Genomic DNA, 15,375 nt, shown 5'->3' with positions numbered 1-15,375 from the left:
GGCCACCGACTTCGGGCATAATTAGCCGGTTTTCGGCATTTTCACTTTCATACGATGATTAAGGTAGCCCATGGCTGAATGGAACGGCGAATATATCAGCCCTTACGCTGAGCACGGTAAGAAGAGCGAGCAGGTCAAAAAAATCACGGTATCCATCCCGTTAAAAGTCCTGAAAATTTTGACGGACGAGCGCACGCGCCGCCAGGTCAACAACCTGCGCCATGCCACCAACAGCGAACTGCTGTGTGAAGCGTTCCTGCACGCCTTCACCGGACAGCCGCTGCCGGACGACATCGACCTGCGTAAAGAGCGCAGCGACGAGATTCCCGAAACGGCCAAGGCGATCATGCGTGAGATGGGCGTCGATCCGGACACCTGGGAGTACTGAGTTCCGCCACTCAGTCGCTGCCGGCCACGTGCCCCGCTGAAAAGGGGGACGTGGCCCGCGCCAGCACCGATCTCCCGCTCCGCTGGCTGGCACGCTGTTCCTGCCCTTCCCCCCTCTGCTGTCATCCTCCCTTTGCCTTACCTCTGACGATCGACGCTTTTACCGAACGCTAACTGCCTGACGCACGCGCACCGTGCTATCCCTGATGACGTTTCGTCGCACAGGCCCGGCCTTATCCCCTGCTGCCCCCCATTCGGGGACTGTTTTCTCCCGCCATCACTGCGCAGGCTATGAGATCCGTCTCAGATAAGAAAAGGAATCTACCATGTGTACCCGTGTCTTTATGAATATGCACCCTGACTATCTGGTCAGCGCGCGTGGGCTGGACTTCTTTGGCCCGGCCGATCCCGCGCTGGTGATCACCCCGCGTGGTATTGAGCACAGCGGCAGCGACGAACCGGATGCGCTGTGCTGGCAGACGCGCTACGGCAGCGTGATGATTTACGCCAGCGGCCTGTTTCCGATGGATGGCATCAACGAAATGGGGCTGGCAGGCCACACGCTCTATTACAATAACGGCAAACAGCAACAGCGCGACAACCAGGACAAACCGCAGCTGGACAGCCGTGCCTGGCTCAGCTGGCTGCTGGATAACCACGCCACCGTGGCGGAAGCGGTGGCAGGATTAGAAAACGTGCGGCTGGTTGCCAGAAAACTGCCGATTGATTACGCCACCGATACCAAACATATTGCGCTGGAGGATACCAGCGGCGACTCGGCGATTATTGAGATCGATGACGGCAAGGTGAACATCTACCATCATCGTGAATACCGGGTAATGACCAATCCGCCATCTTATGCGCAACAGCTGGCTAACCTGGAAAAGTACCGCTTTACCGATGCCGACCACTATCCGGCCACACAAAGCCCGCAGGACCGCTTTGTACGCGCCACCTTGCATCTGCGCAACCTGCCGGAACCGCACAGCGCCGACCAGGCTCGGGGGTTTGTGCAGTCGGTACTGGCCAACCAGGCCTTCCCGGTGGGCTACCCGGATATGGACGATCCGATGGTGCGCGAAGTCAGCGCCGCCTATCAGCGGTACTCACGCTATCCCGGTGAGAACAGAGGCACCGCCACCTACTGGAGCACCCTTACCGACCTCAGCCGGGGGGAATACTGGTTTAAGTCGGTGTTCGCGGCATCCTCAGTGTATGTGAAGCTGCAGGAGATAGACTTCAGCGCCGGCCAGCCGGTGCGCCAGCTCGACCATCTGCAGCACTACGCCGAACGCGGGTTACAGGGGAACATTCTGGCGCAGCTGACGCCCTGCTGAGCGCCCATAAAAAAACCCGGCCGAAGCCGGGTTTTTTCTGCATCAGAAACGGCAGGCCGCTTCTGAAAGGCGTCTTACTTGGCGCCTGGGATGCTGAAACGCTTGTTGAAGCGGTCAACACGGCCACCGGTAGCAACGTCACGCTGCTTACCAGTGTAGAACGGGTGGCATGCGCCACACACGTCCAGGTTCAGGTCGCGACCCACGGTAGAGCGGGTTTTGATTTCGTTACCGCAAGAACATTTAGCAGTAACTTCAACGTAATTTGGGTGAATACCTTTTTTCATGGGAAACCTCAGTTAAGGCCGTGTCGCTCTCCCGCGCCAGGAAAATCCTGCGCCGGCACCACACGAGAATTAATAATGATTAGGTGAAGCTGATACCAAAAAAGCCGTACCAGCGGCGGCGAACTATACAGAAATTAACCGCCCGCCGCAATCGGATCCGCACATCACCGACGACACAGTGTACACTATCCGGCTTAAGTTTTCATCCGGATGAACCCATGCCCGTTGTTCAGGTCGCGCTAGCCGTTCCCCTTGCCCGCTGTTTTGACTACCTGCTGCCCCCCCACCTCAACCCGGTGGTCGGCGGCCGCGTCAGCGTGCCTTTTGGCAAGCGTGACGCGACGGGCGTGGTGGTGGCGATCCGTGAAACCAGCGACTACCCGCTCGATCAGCTGAAAAGCGTGCAACAGGTGCTGGACGATGAGTCGCTCTACCCGCCGTCGTTGTGGCGGCTGCTGCTGTGGGCGGCGGAGTACTATCACTACCCGCTGGGCGAAGTGCTGTTCCACGCCATGCCGGTGCTGCTGCGCCAGGGCAAAGCCGCGGAAGAAGCGCCGCTGTGGCAGTGGCAGATCACCGATGACGGCCGCGCCACCGCGCCGGAAAGCCTGAAGCGCGCGCCGAAACAGCAGCAGGCGCTGGCCGCGCTACGCCATCGCGGCCTCTACCGCCATGAAATCGGCCAGCACGATATCACCGATGCCACGCTGCAGGCGCTGCGTGCCAAAGGGCTGTGTGACCTGCACTCCCGCGCGCGCCAGCGCGACGACTGGCGTGAGCACTTTGCGGTCAACGGCGAGCGCCTGCGGCTGAACACCGAGCAGGCGACCGCGGTGGGCGCGATCCGCAGCGCGGACGATCAGTTTGCCGCCTGGCTGCTGGCGGGGATTACCGGCTCAGGTAAAACTGAGGTCTACCTCAGCGTGCTGGAGAATATCCTCGCCGCCGGCCACCAGGCGCTGGTGCTGGTGCCGGAAATCGGCCTGACCCCGCAGACCATCGCCCGCTTCCGCGAACGTTTTAACGCGCCGGTCGACGTGCTGCACTCCGCCCTCAACGACAGCGAGCGGCTGGCGGTGTGGCTGCGCGCGCGCAGCGGCGAAACGGCGATCGTGATTGGCACCCGCTCGGCGCTGTTTACCCCCTTCGCGCGGCTGGGTGCCATCATCATTGATGAAGAGCACGACGGCTCCTACAAACAGCACGAAGGCTGGCGCTATCACGCCCGTGACCTGGCGGTGTTCCGCGCCCGTCAGGAAAATATCCCGGTGGTGATGGGCTCCGCAACGCCGGCGCTTGAAACGCTGCACAACGTGCAGGCCGGCAAATACCGCCAGCTTAACCTCAGCAAACGCGCCGGCAATGCCACCAAAGCCACCCAGCTGCTGATCGACCTGAAAGGCGTGAAGCTGCAGGGCGGCCTGTCACCGCTGATGATCAAAAAAATCGGCCAGCACCTGCAGGCGGATAATCAGGTGCTGCTGTTCCTTAACCGCCGCGGCTTCTCACCGACCCTGCTGTGTCACGAGTGCGGCTGGATTGCCGAATGCCAGCGCTGCGATCGCTACTACACGCTGCACCAGCAGCAGCGCCAGCTGCGCTGCCACCACTGTGACAGCCAGCGGCCGATCCCATATCAGTGCCCGTCGTGCGGCTCCACCCATCTGGTGCCGGTCGGCTTAGGCACCGAGCAGCTGGAACACAACCTCAGCGCGCTGTTCCCCGACGTGCCGCTGTCGCGCATTGACCGTGATACCACCAGCCGTAAAGGCGCGCTGGAGCAGCAGCTGGCCGAGGTGCATCGCGGCGGCGCGCGCATTCTGGTCGGCACCCAGATGCTGGCCAAAGGCCACCACTTCCCTGACGTGACGCTGGTATCGCTGCTGGACGTCGACGGTGCATTGTTCTCGGCTGACTTCCGCTCCGCCGAACGGTTCGCCCAGCTCTATATTCAGGTGGCCGGCCGCGCCGGCCGCGCCGGCAAGCAGGGTGAGGTGTTGCTGCAGACCCACCATCCGGAGCATCCGCTGCTACAAACCCTGCTGAAACAGGGCTACGACGCGTTTGCCCACCAGGCGCTGGGGGAACGGAAAAGCGTCTTTCTGCCGCCGTTTACCAGCCACGCACTGTTCCGCGCTGACGATCACGACAACCAGCAGGCGATGCTGTTTTTACAGCAGCTGCGTAACCTGCTGGAGGCCAGCCCGCTGAAAGATGAGGCGTTCTGGATTATGGGCCCGGTCCCGGCGCTGCAGGCCAAACGCGGTGGCCGTTACCGCTGGCAGCTGCTGCTGCAGCACCCGTCGCGGGCGGTGCTACAGCGCGCGCTTAAGGCCACGCTGCCGCTGATAGGCACGCTGCCACAGGCGCGTAAGGTGAAGTGGACGCTGGATATCGATCCGAGCGAAAGTTAAGGCACGTAAGCGTTTGCCTGTGAATTTTGCGGGGCCGATCGAAAAAAGTCGCACAAGTCACATTTTTTATGCAAATTAAGTAACAGCAGAGCGCGACATCTGTTAAGAATGCGGCTGGCAGCGCAGGAAGCGGCACAGGCCAACGCGAAGAAACTATTGTCATAAGATTGTCAGACCCGCGACAGCGGGTCACTGGGAGAAGCAGTGGAGCAGAATCAAGAGACGACGGCAGCGACCATGAAGGACGTGGCCGAAAAAGCAGGGGTATCAACGGCCACGGTCTCACGCGCGCTGATGAATCCGGAAAAAGTCTCCGCTGCGACCCGCGCAAAAGTCGAGCAGGCGGTGATTGCCGTCGGCTACTCACCGCATTCGATGACGCGCAGCACCCGGCGCGGTGAATCCCGCACCGTACTGGTGATTGTGCCGGATATCTGCGACCCGTTCTTCAGCGAGATTATTCGCGGCATCGAAGTGGTGGCGGCGCGCAAAGGCTACCTGGTGCTGATCGGCGACTGCGCTCACCAGAACCAGCAGGAGAAGTCCTTCCTCAACCTGATGCTGACCCGCCAGATCGACGGCATGGTGCTGCTGGGTTCTCAGGTACCTTTCGATACCCGCCAGGAGGAGCAGCGTAATCTGCCGCCAATGGTGATGGCTAACGAATTTGCTCCCGAGCTGGAGCTGCCCACCGTACATATTGATAACCTGACCGCGGCGTTTGAAGCGGTTAACCACCTGCAAAAGCTGGGGCACCGCCGTATCGCCTGCATCGCCGGCCCGGAAGAGATGCCGCTGTGCCAGTACCGCCTGCAGGGCTATATTCAGGCGCTGCGCCGTCACGGCATCAGCGTCGATCCGCAGTACATCGTGCGCGGTGAGTTTAGCTTTGATGCCGGCGCGCGGGCGATGCGGCAGCTGATGGCGCTACCAAAGCCGCCTCAGGCGCTGTTTTGCCACAGCGACATCATCGCGCTGGGGGCGATGGCGCAGGCGAAAAATATGGGGCTGCGCATTCCACGCGATCTGTCGCTGATCGGCTTTGATGATATTGAGCTTTCCCGCTACAGCGATCCGCAGTTAACCACCGTCGCCCAGCCGCGTTTCAACATAGGTCGCGAAGCAATGCTACTCTTGCTGGAGCAGCTGGAGGGCAGAATGGTGAATACGGGCTCCCGCCTGCTGGATTTTGAACTTAAAATCCGTGGCAGCACGGCGCCATCGCTGTACGACGAAGACTAACCACAGACGTTTCCGCCCGTCCGATAAGATTATCTGCAAAAAAATCAGCGGATTCTTAGTGATATGCTGGCTGGTCAAACCTCAGCCCCTTGCGTAACATGGCGGGGCTGTACCGGGAGCACACTTTTCTTCCCGGTAATTTCTTTCATTATTTATAAACGGAACGAGAGTGGCACAAAAAGATTATGTCAGCCGCGGGCGTTCGACAGGGACGCGTCGCAAAACCACCCGCGGCAAAAAAGCCAGCGGGGGTTCAGGGGTTTCAAAAGTCATGACGGTTCTGGCGGTCGCCGTGCTGGTCGCCTTTGTCGGCGGCCTGTGGTTTATCGCCCACCATAAGAAAGAAGAGACGCCGGTCATTCCTGACCACAAAGCCGTCGGCAACGGGCTACCGCCGAAGCCGGAGGAGCGCTGGCGCTATATTAAAGAGCTGGAAAACCGCCAGTTAGGCGTGCCGATGCCGACCGAACCGTCCGCCGGGGGCGAAGTGCACTCGCAGACCCAGCTGACCGACGAACAGCGCCAGCTGCTGGAGCAGATGCAGGCGGATATGCGCCAGCAGCCGACCCAGCTGAACGAAGTGCCGTGGAATGAACAGACCCCGGCGCAGCGACAGCAGACCATGCAGCGCCAGCAACAGCAGCAGAACGATCTGCAGCAGCAGGCACGGATGCAGCAGCAACAGCAGCAGCAACTGCGTCAGCAACAGCAACAGCAACAGCAGCAGCGCCTGCAGCAGCAGAACAGCCAGCAGCAGCAGACGCGCATGCTGCAACAGCAGGCGACGCAGCAGAACACCCAGCAGCAAAGCCATATGTTGCCGCAGACGACGCGCACCCAGCAGCAGCCGGCTCAAACGCCGCGCGTGCAGCAGCCGCAAACACAGCCGACGCGCCAGGCCCCGGTCACCCAGGCCACCCGTGAAACGGAGGTTGCCGCGCAGCCGAAGGCCGAGACGAAGCCGAAAGAAGCCGAAAAAGAGAAGGCGCAGCGCTGGATGGTGCAGTGCGGTTCGTTCAAAGGGACCGATCAGGCCGAGTCAGTTCGCGCTCAGCTGGCGTTTGAAGGGTTCGAAAGCCGCATCACCAGCGGCGGCGGCTGGAACCGCGTGGTGATTGGTCCTTACGCCAGTCGCGCCGCGGCCGACAGCGCACTGAAAGGCCTGCGCGGCTCCGGCCACGCAAATTGTATTCCTCTCGCCATCGGGGGTTGAAACCCCCGCCAACCCGCCCCATATCTGGTTGCATCTGTGCCCGGCGCGAGCTCGCCGGGCCCTATTCAATCGGTTATAAGGGGTCTGCCCGTGACAACAATAGTAAGTGTACGACGCAACGGCCAGGTAGTGATTGGCGGCGATGGCCAGGCTACCCTCGGCAATACCGTGATGAAAGGCAACGTCAAAAAAGTGCGCCGCCTCTACAATGATAAAGTGATCGCCGGCTTCGCCGGAGGCACGGCAGATGCCTTCACCCTGTTTGAACTTTTCGAACGCAAACTGGAAATGCACCAGGGTCATCTGGTCAAAGCGGCCGTTGAGCTGGCGAAAGACTGGCGCACAGATCGTATGCTGCGCAAGCTGGAAGCCCTGCTGGCGGTAGCAGATGAGAACGCCTCGCTGATCATCACCGGCAACGGTGACGTAATCCAGCCCGAGAATGACCTGATTGCTATTGGTTCCGGCGGGCCTTACGCCCAGGCGGCCGCCAGGGCGCTGCTGGAAAATACCGAGATCGGCGCGCGTGATATTGTGGAAAAGGCGCTGGGTATTGCAGGCGATATCTGCATCTATACCAACCACAACCTCACCATCGAAGCATTACCGTCTAAAGCGTAAGGACCCTATTTATGTCTGAAATGACCCCGCGCGAGATCGTCAGCGAACTCAACAGATTTATCATCGGTCAGGATGGCGCCAAGCGTGCCGTGGCTATCGCCCTGCGTAACCGCTGGCGTCGCATGCAGCTTAATGAAGAGCTGCGCCATGAAGTAACGCCGAAAAACATCCTGATGATTGGCCCGACCGGCGTCGGCAAAACCGAAATTGCCCGTCGCCTGGCCAAGCTGGCAAACGCGCCGTTTATCAAAGTCGAAGCAACCAAGTTCACCGAAGTGGGCTATGTTGGTAAAGAAGTGGACTCTATCATTCGCGATCTGACCGACTCAGCGATCAAAATGGTCCGTTCACAGGCGATTGAGAAAAACCGCTACCGCGCCGAAGAGCTGGCGGAAGAGCGCATTCTTGACGTGCTGATCCCACCGGCTAAGAACAACTGGGGCCAGAACGAAGTGGCCGCCGAGCCGTCTGCCGCCCGTCAGTCGTTCCGTAAAAAGCTGCGCGAAGGCCAGCTGGATGATAAAGAGATCGAAATCGACCTGGCCGCCGCCTCGCCGGGCGTTGAGATCATGTCCCCGCCGGGCATGGAAGAGATGACCAGCCAGCTGCAGTCGATGTTCCAGAACCTTGGTGGCCAGAAGCAGAAAGCCCGCAAGCTGAAGATCAAAGAAGCGATGAAGCTGCTGATCGAAGAAGAAGCGGCGAAGCTGGTGAACCCGGAAGAGCTGAAGCAGAGCGCCATTGATGCGGTCGAGCAGCACGGCATCGTGTTTATCGATGAGATCGATAAAGTCTGTAAGCGCGGCGAATCCTCCGGCCCGGACGTTTCCCGTGAAGGCGTTCAGCGCGACCTGCTGCCGCTGGTGGAAGGCTGCACCGTGTCGACCAAACACGGCATGGTCAAAACCGACCATATCCTGTTTATCGCCTCCGGCGCGTTCCAGGTGGCCAGCCCGTCTGACCTGATTCCGGAACTGCAGGGCCGCCTGCCGATCCGCGTTGAGCTGCAGGCGCTGACCACTCACGACTTCGAGCGCATCCTCACCGAGCCAAGCGCCTCGATCACCGTGCAGTACAAAGCCCTGATGCAGACCGAAGGCGTGGAGATCAACTTCACCGCAGACGGCATCAGCAAGATTGCCGCCGCCGCGTGGCAGGTGAATGAAACCGCCGAGAATATCGGTGCGCGCCGCCTGCACACCGTGCTGGAACGCCTGGTCGAGGAGATCTCCTTCGAGGCCAGCGACAAGAGCGGTAGCACCATCACCATCGACGCCGATTACGTCAGTCAGCACCTTGACGAGCTGGTGGCCGACGAAGACCTCAGCCGCTTTATCCTGTAACCGCCCGCCGGTTGTTCCCGGGGAGGCAGCCGCCTCCCCGGTGAAAAGTGATGCTTTTGCCAACAGCCGCCATAAAGCGATATACTCTCTGTCCCGGCAGCAACCAGATGAACCCGCGATGAAATACGATACCTCCGAACTGTGCGACATCTACCATGAAGACGTAAATGTCGTTGAACCGCTTTTCTCAAACTTTGGTGGCCGCACCTCGTTTGGTGGGCAGATCATCACGGTGAAATGTTTCGAAGACAACGGTCTGCTCTACGATCTGCTGGAAGAGAACGGGCGTGGGCGCGTGCTGCTGGTTGACGGTGGCGGCTCGGTGCGGCGTGCGCTGGTCGATGCGGCGCTGGCGCAGCTGGCGGTGCAGAACGAGTGGGAAGGGATGGTAATTTACGGCTCGGTGCGTCAGGTCGACGACCTGGAAGAGCTGGACATTGGCATCCAGGCGATTGCGGCGATCCCCGCTGGCGCGGCCGGTGAAGGCATTGGTGAAAGCGACGTGCGCGTTAACTTTGGCGGCGTCACCTTCTTCTCGGGCGACCACCTGTATGCCGACAACACCGGCATCATCCTGTCAGAAGATCCCCTCGACATCGAATAAACAAAAACGGGTGCCACAGGCACCCGTTCTCTTTGCTGGCTATAGCGGGTGCAGCATTACACCTCTTCCATTTTTCCCAGCAGCGCACGCAGACGATCCTGCCATACGTGCTGTTCTTCTTTCAGCTGCTGGTTTTCACGCACCAGTGCATCGGTGTTGCCTGACGCCTGCTGAACCTGCTGGTTCAGATTACCGTTCTGCTCTTTAAGCTCTTCAATTTCCATCTGCAGCAGCGTGATGGTATCAATCGCCTGCTGCACTTTCGCTTCCAGTTTTTCGAATACTTCAAATGACATGTTTCTCTCTCTCCTAATCGCAGGGCGTTGATTATGCTAGCCGCAGGGACAAGGGATGAACCGGTATGCCGCGGATAACACTATTCATCCGATTGTAAGTAGAGCCGCCCGTCAAGTCCAGCGATGAACCCGTCAGGGGCGTAGTCTGTAACACTTTTCAGCCTTAACCTTAAAAAGGGATTAATCCCTGCTCTGCCCAGGGTTTTAAGGAGCGCATAGGATAGTTTACGCGCAATTTAGAAACTGACATGACGAACAACAGAGGTAGAAAGACGCGTAAACGCTCATTTTTATGACGCATCACACAAATTTTGATTTCGCTATTTCTCGTTTATGTTCGTTAACGATAAATTCACAACACACCAACACAGAGTGGTGCAGATAAAAACCAGCACTATTAAAGAACATTAAACCGTTAACTCGCCTTCAGGAATTCCAACATGAGTCATGCAACAAGTACGCTAAAGGGCCAGTGCATCGCCGAGTTTCTTGGCACGGCCACCATTATCTTCTTCGGTGCCGGTTGTGTGGCTGCCGCGAAAGTGGCCGGCGCCACTTTCGGCCTGTGGGAAATCAGCATTGTCTGGGGCCTGGCGGTGGCAATGGCCGTCTACCTGAGCGCAGGCATCTCCGGTGCCCACCTCAACCCGGCGGTCAGCGTAGCGCTGTGGCTGTTTGCCAACTTCGAAGGGCGCAAGGTGCTGCCTTACGCCCTGTCGCAGATCGCCGGGGCCTTCTGCTCCGCCGCGCTGGTGTATGGCCTGTACCACAATCTGTTCCTTGAGTACGAACAGACCCATCATATGGTGCGCGGCAGCGTCGAGAGTCTCGATCTGGCCGGCGTTTTCTCCACCTACCCGAACCCGCTGATTAGCGTCGGCCAGGCGTTCCTGGTTGAGCTGGTGATCACCGCGATTATGATGGCGCTGATCATGGCCCTCACCGACGACGGCAACGGCCTGCCGCGCGGCCCGATGGCCCCGCTGCTGATCGGTTTCCTGATCGCCATTATCGGTGCTGCGATGGGCCCGCTGACCGGTTTTGCCCTCAACCCGGCGCGTGATTTCGGACCAAAACTGTTCGCGTGGCTGGCCGGCTGGGGTAATGTGGCCTTTACCGGCGCGCGTGATATTCCCTATTTCCTGGTGCCGATCTTTGGCCCACTGATCGGTGCCAGCCTCGGTGCCTTTGGCTACCGTGCCCTGATCGGCAAAAACCTGCCCGGCAAGGTTGAGGCCGTTCAGCACAAACCGACCGCCGGCGCTGCATAACGCAAAGCGTAATCCTGCTAACCGCTTATATTCAGGAACCTGAAATGACCACAGAAAAAAAATACATCGTTGCGATCGACCAGGGCACCACCAGCTCCCGTGCGGTCGTACTGGATCACGACTCCAACATCGTTGCGGTATCACAGCGCGAATTCCAGCAGATCTATCCAAAAGCCGGCTGGGTTGAACACGACCCGATGGACATCTGGGCCTCACAGAGCTCAACGCTGGTCGAAGTGCTGGCGCACGCGGACATTAACGCCGACGAGATCGCCGCCATTGGTATCACCAACCAGCGTGAGACCACCATCGTCTGGGATAAAGAGACCGGCAAGCCGATCTACAACGCCATCGTCTGGCAGGATCCACGCACCGCAGACTACTGTGCGAAGCTGAAAAAAGAGGGGCTGGAGGAGTATATCCGCAGCACCACCGGCCTGGTGATTAACCCCTACTTCTCTGGCACCAAAGTTAAATGGATCCTCGACCACGTGGAAGGCTCGCGCGAGCGGGCACGCCGTGGCGAACTGCTGTTCGGTACCGTCGACTCCTGGCTGGTGTGGAAGATGACCCAGGGGCGGGTGCACATCACCGATTACACCAACGCCTCGCGTACCATGATGTTTAACATCCATACGCTGGAGTGGGATGCGCGCATGCTGGAGATCCTCGACATCCCGCGTGAAATGCTGCCGGAGGTGAAATCCTCTTCCGAGATTTACGGCCAGACCAACATCGGCGGTAAAGGCGGCACCCGTATTCCTATCGCCGGTATCGCCGGTGACCAGCAGGCCGCGCTGTACGGTCAGCTGTGCGTGCAGCCAGGAATGGCAAAAAACACCTACGGCACCGGCTGCTTTATGCTGATGAACACCGGTACCGAAGCCGTCGCCTCTACCCACGGCCTGCTGACCACCATCGCCTGTGGCCCGCGCGGTGAAGTGAACTATGCGCTGGAGGGTGCCGTCTTTATCGGCGGTGCGTCTATTCAGTGGCTGCGCGATGAAATGAAGCTGATCAGCGATTCGCAGGACTCCGAATACTTCGCCACCAAGGTCAAAGACACCAACGGCGTCTATATGGTGCCGGCCTTTACCGGCCTCGGTGCCCCGTACTGGGACCCGTATGCGCGCGGTGCCATCTTCGGCCTGACCCGCGGTGCGAATGCTAACCACATTATCCGCGCCACGCTGGAATCGATCGCCTATCAGACCCGTGACGTGCTGGAAGCGATGCAGAACGACGCCAACACCCGCCTGCAGTCGCTGCGCGTGGACGGCGGTGCGGTCGCCAACAACTTCCTGATGCAGTTCCAGTCGGACATCCTTGGTACCCGCGTGGAACGCCCGGAAGTGCGTGAAGTCACCGCGCTGGGTGCCGCTTATCTGGCGGGCCTGGCCGTGGGCTTCTGGAAAGACCTGGAAGAAGTGCGTGCCAAATCGGTTGTCGAACGTGAGTTCCGTCCGGGCATTGAAACCACCCAGCGTAACGTGCTGTACGCCGGCTGGAAGAAAGCCGTCTCCCGCGCGCAGGCGTGGGAAGAGGCTGACGATAAGTAATCCCCCCGCCCGTGGTCGCTGACCACGGGCACCTCCCTCCCCCCTCCTGTGATAAACTTCCCGCCTCATTACTTCCCCGAGGCACGTCATGAAACGAGAACTGGCAATTGAATTTTCCCGTGTAACTGAAGCGGCGGCACTGGCTGGCTACAAATGGCTGGGACGCGGTGACAAAAATGCCGCCGACGGCGCGGCAGTACATGCAATGCGTATTATGCTCAACAAGGTGGATATCGACGGTCAGATCGTGATTGGCGAAGGGGAGATTGACGAAGCACCGATGCTGTATATCGGTGAAAAAGTCGGCAGCGGCAACGGCGACGCAGTGGATATCGCCGTCGACCCGATTGAAGGCACCCGCATGACCGCCCTCGGCCAGGCGAACGCGCTGGCGGTGCTGGCGGTGGGCGATAAAGGCACCTTCCTGCACGCGCCGGACATGTATATGGAGAAGCTGGCGGTCGGCCCCGGCGCGCGCGGCGCGATCGATCTGCGCCTGCCGCTGGAAGAGAACCTGCGGCGCGTGGCCGACGCGCTGGCGAAGCCGTTAAGCGAGCTGACTGTCACCCTGCTGGCCAAGCCGCGCCATGACGCGACGATCGCCCGCCTGCAGCAGCTGGGCGTGCGGGTGTTTACCTTCCCGGACGGTGACGTGGCCGCCTCGATCCTCACCTGCATGCCGGACAGCGAAGTCGATGTGATGTACGGCATCGGCGGCGCGCCTGAAGGGGTCGTCTCCGCGGCGGCGATCCGCGCGCTGGACGGCGATATGCAGGGCCGCCTGCTGGCGCGTCACGAGGTGAAAGGCGACACGCCGGAAAACCGTCGGCTGGGCGAGCAGGAGCTGAGCCGCTGCCGCGAGATGGGCATCGCCGCCGGCGAGGTACTGACTCTGGAAGAGATGGCGCGTAACGATAACGTGATCTTCTCCGCCACCGGCATCACCAGCGGCGACCTGCTGAAAGGCATCACCCGCAAAGGCAATATGGCGACCACCGAAACCCTGCTGATCCGCGGCAAGTCGCGCACCATTCGTCGTATCCAGTCGATTCACACCCTCGACATGAAAGATCCGCAGCTGCATCCGTTTATCCTCTGAAAGCATCACTCTTGATGAACGGATTCCAGAAGACCATCCGGATAGGTATCTCGCTACCATGGTCATCTCTTTGCGCGGCACCGTGATCTCTCAAAAGTGCGGATACATTGCCTGCTTGCGGCCACAGCGCGAAAAATGACGGAGATAAAGAATAACCCCACCTGAAAAAGTGGGGTTATTCAGCACTGCTTCAGATAATCCCCATCGATTAGTGCCACATCCCCAACAAATCAGACAATTTTTTAAGATTTATCTTATTTTAATATTGTAAAAATCATAATTTATCATATTGCTCGCATTTAACTGACTACTTTATAGTAGCTCCTGTACACGCAAAAAAAGTGTGCCAATGCCTGCTTTCTGCGGCATTTTTACAGGAGTCATGATGAGTAATTCTTATCAGAATTACATTCCGAAAGCGCGGGTCAAAATCAAACTGGAGCAGCGCGCCCTGGTCCGGGCATGACAAGGTCAACGTTAACAAAAACAACGTCGCCAGCATGCTGGCGGAGTTCTCCCCGTCACTCAACATCTGGGTTGCGGTAAATCCGAAGTGGGCAGGGCTTCATGTCCGCCCTTTTGCTGAGCGTCTGCGAGCCCGACCGTATGCGCTTTGGTTCCCTGCACGGGAAACAGCGAGTGGCGGTAGCGTGTCCGGGAACCGGCCAGCAGAGAGTCATGGAAAATCCAGCCATCCGGCTGCGACGCCTGACCGTACACAAGGAGTGAACGCATGAGCCCCCATCCTCCGGTAAGATTCAGCCATAACCACCACCTGCTGGCCGTCAAAGGCTGTTCGTCTTACGTTGACGTGCTGGCGTTTGAAGGCGATGAAGCCCTGAGCACGCCGTTCAGCTACCGTATTGAATTCACCAGCGGTGACCATGCCATCAGCAAAGAAATGATGCTGATGAAAGCCGGTTCCCTGACGCTGCAGGCTCCGGTGGACCAGGGCTATGGGATTAAAAGGCAACAGCCGCTGCGGGTGATTCAGGGGGTGGTGAGTGGCTTTGAGCGCCTCGGCACCACAAAGGAAGAAACCCATTACGCCCTGACTCTGCAGCCACGCCTGGCGCTGCTTGACCGTTCGCACCAGAACGCCATTTATCAGGACATGTCGGCCCCACAAATCGTGGAAAAAATCCTGCGCGAGCGTCACAACATGCGTGGTCAGGATTTTCTGTTCTCGCTTTCAAAAACGTACCCGCGCCGTGAGCAGGTGATGCAGTACGGTGAGGACGACCTGCACTTTATTACCCGCCTGCTGGGTGAGGTCGGCATCTGGTTTCGTTTTACCCCTGATACGCGCCTGAACATCGACGTGGTGGAATTTCACGACAGCCGCCAGGGGTATGAGCAAGGGCTGAGCCTGCCATCGGTGCCGCCATCAGGCCAGCATTCGGAAGGCGTGGACGCGGTGTGGGGGATGGAGAGCCATCACCATGTGGTGCAAAAGCAGGTTACTACCCGCGATTATAACTATCGCCAGGCCACGGACAACATGAACAGCCGGGCCGACGTGACGCGCGGAGATACCACCACCTACGGTGACGCTTATCACTATGCTGATAACTATCTGACAGCGGGCAATACCTGGGACCGCAATTCAGCCCCGGAGTCCGGGGCGTTTTATGCCCGCATTCGTCATGAGCGCTATCTGAATGGCCAGACGCAGACCCGTGCCATCACCAGCTGCCCGACA

Annotated in this window: 14 protein-coding genes; 12 read left to right on the top strand and 2 right to left on the bottom strand. The window is 59.2% G+C overall.

The annotated features are described in order from the left end of the window. Window positions 1-70: 70 nt before the first annotated feature. Window positions 71-388 carry a met regulon transcriptional regulator MetJ gene (gene metJ / locus NV64_RS15200; protein ID WP_056233705.1) on the top strand — a complete coding sequence of 106 codons (318 nt, stop codon included), beginning with the start codon at window positions 71-73 and terminating at the stop codon, window positions 386-388. A 325-nt stretch (window positions 389-713) separates the two neighbouring features. Then, the gene (locus NV64_RS15195; RefSeq protein WP_056233703.1) at window positions 714-1,724 is read left to right on the top strand and encodes a linear amide C-N hydrolase; all 1,011 of its coding nucleotides are present in this window, start codon (window positions 714-716) and stop codon (window positions 1,722-1,724) included. A gap of 74 nt (window positions 1,725-1,798) precedes the next feature. On the opposite strand, the gene rpmE is transcribed toward NV64_RS15195, so the two are convergent. After that, window positions 1,799-2,011 (bottom strand): 50S ribosomal protein L31, encoded by a 213-nt coding sequence (gene rpmE, locus NV64_RS15190; protein ID WP_056233700.1) that lies wholly within the window; start codon window positions 2,009-2,011, stop codon window positions 1,799-1,801. A gap of 218 nt (window positions 2,012-2,229) precedes the next feature. On the opposite strand from rpmE, the gene priA reads away from it, so the two are divergent. The 6 genes from priA to rraA all read left to right on the top strand — a co-directional run bounded on the left by priA (window position 2,230) and on the right by rraA (window position 9,448). After that, window positions 2,230-4,425 (top strand): primosomal protein N', encoded by a 2,196-nt coding sequence (priA, locus tag NV64_RS15185; RefSeq protein ID WP_101506238.1) that lies wholly within the window; start codon window positions 2,230-2,232, stop codon window positions 4,423-4,425. A gap of 204 nt (window positions 4,426-4,629) precedes the next feature. Continuing rightward, the gene (gene cytR / locus NV64_RS15180; protein WP_056233696.1) at window positions 4,630-5,667 is read left to right on the top strand and encodes a DNA-binding transcriptional regulator CytR; all 1,038 of its coding nucleotides are present in this window, start codon (window positions 4,630-4,632) and stop codon (window positions 5,665-5,667) included. Between the two features lie 169 nt (window positions 5,668-5,836). Then, entirely contained in the window at window positions 5,837-6,880 is a 1,044-nt protein-coding gene (gene ftsN, locus NV64_RS15175) for a cell division protein FtsN (protein WP_056233693.1), read from the top strand. 90 nt (window positions 6,881-6,970) lie between these two features. After that, the gene (gene hslV, locus NV64_RS15170; protein WP_013200194.1) at window positions 6,971-7,501 is read left to right on the top strand and encodes an ATP-dependent protease subunit HslV; all 531 of its coding nucleotides are present in this window, start codon (window positions 6,971-6,973) and stop codon (window positions 7,499-7,501) included. A gap of 11 nt (window positions 7,502-7,512) precedes the next feature. Further along, window positions 7,513-8,844 carry an HslU--HslV peptidase ATPase subunit gene (gene hslU / locus NV64_RS15165; RefSeq protein WP_056233689.1) on the top strand — a complete coding sequence of 444 codons (1,332 nt, stop codon included), beginning with the start codon at window positions 7,513-7,515 and terminating at the stop codon, window positions 8,842-8,844. Window positions 8,845-8,962: 118 nt separating this feature from the next. Further along, window positions 8,963-9,448 (top strand): ribonuclease E activity regulator RraA, encoded by a 486-nt coding sequence (gene rraA, locus NV64_RS15160; RefSeq protein WP_056233687.1) that lies wholly within the window; start codon window positions 8,963-8,965, stop codon window positions 9,446-9,448. Between the two features lie 56 nt (window positions 9,449-9,504). Here rraA and zapB read toward each other — a convergent pair whose 3' ends face one another. After that, the gene (gene zapB / locus NV64_RS15155) at window positions 9,505-9,744 is read right to left on the bottom strand and encodes a cell division protein ZapB (protein ID WP_056233685.1); all 240 of its coding nucleotides are present in this window, start codon (window positions 9,742-9,744) and stop codon (window positions 9,505-9,507) included. A gap of 440 nt (window positions 9,745-10,184) precedes the next feature. Between zapB and NV64_RS15150 the strand changes: the two genes are divergently transcribed. The 4 genes from NV64_RS15150 to NV64_RS24115 form a co-directional block, all read left to right on the top strand. Continuing rightward, complete coding sequence (locus NV64_RS15150) at window positions 10,185-11,015, top strand: MIP/aquaporin family protein (RefSeq protein ID WP_101506237.1); 831 nt, start codon at window positions 10,185-10,187, stop codon at window positions 11,013-11,015. Between the two features lie 44 nt (window positions 11,016-11,059). Continuing rightward, window positions 11,060-12,574 (top strand): glycerol kinase GlpK, encoded by a 1,515-nt coding sequence (gene glpK / locus NV64_RS15145; protein ID WP_056233681.1) that lies wholly within the window; start codon window positions 11,060-11,062, stop codon window positions 12,572-12,574. 88 nt (window positions 12,575-12,662) lie between these two features. After that, on the top strand, window positions 12,663-13,673 hold the full coding sequence (glpX, locus tag NV64_RS15140) for a class II fructose-bisphosphatase (protein WP_101506236.1): 1,011 nt from the start codon (window positions 12,663-12,665) through the stop codon (window positions 13,671-13,673). A gap of 733 nt (window positions 13,674-14,406) precedes the next feature. Next, window positions 14,407-15,375: type VI secretion system Vgr family protein (locus tag NV64_RS24115; protein WP_233208995.1), on the top strand; the 969-nt coding region annotated here is incomplete at its 3' end.

It is taken from the genome of Erwinia sp. B116 (assembly GCF_002865965.1).
GTDB lineage: Bacteria > Pseudomonadota > Gammaproteobacteria > Enterobacterales > Enterobacteriaceae > Erwinia.
Note: the sequence above shows the minus strand (reverse complement) of the source record. Positions and strands in the feature narration are given on the sequence as shown.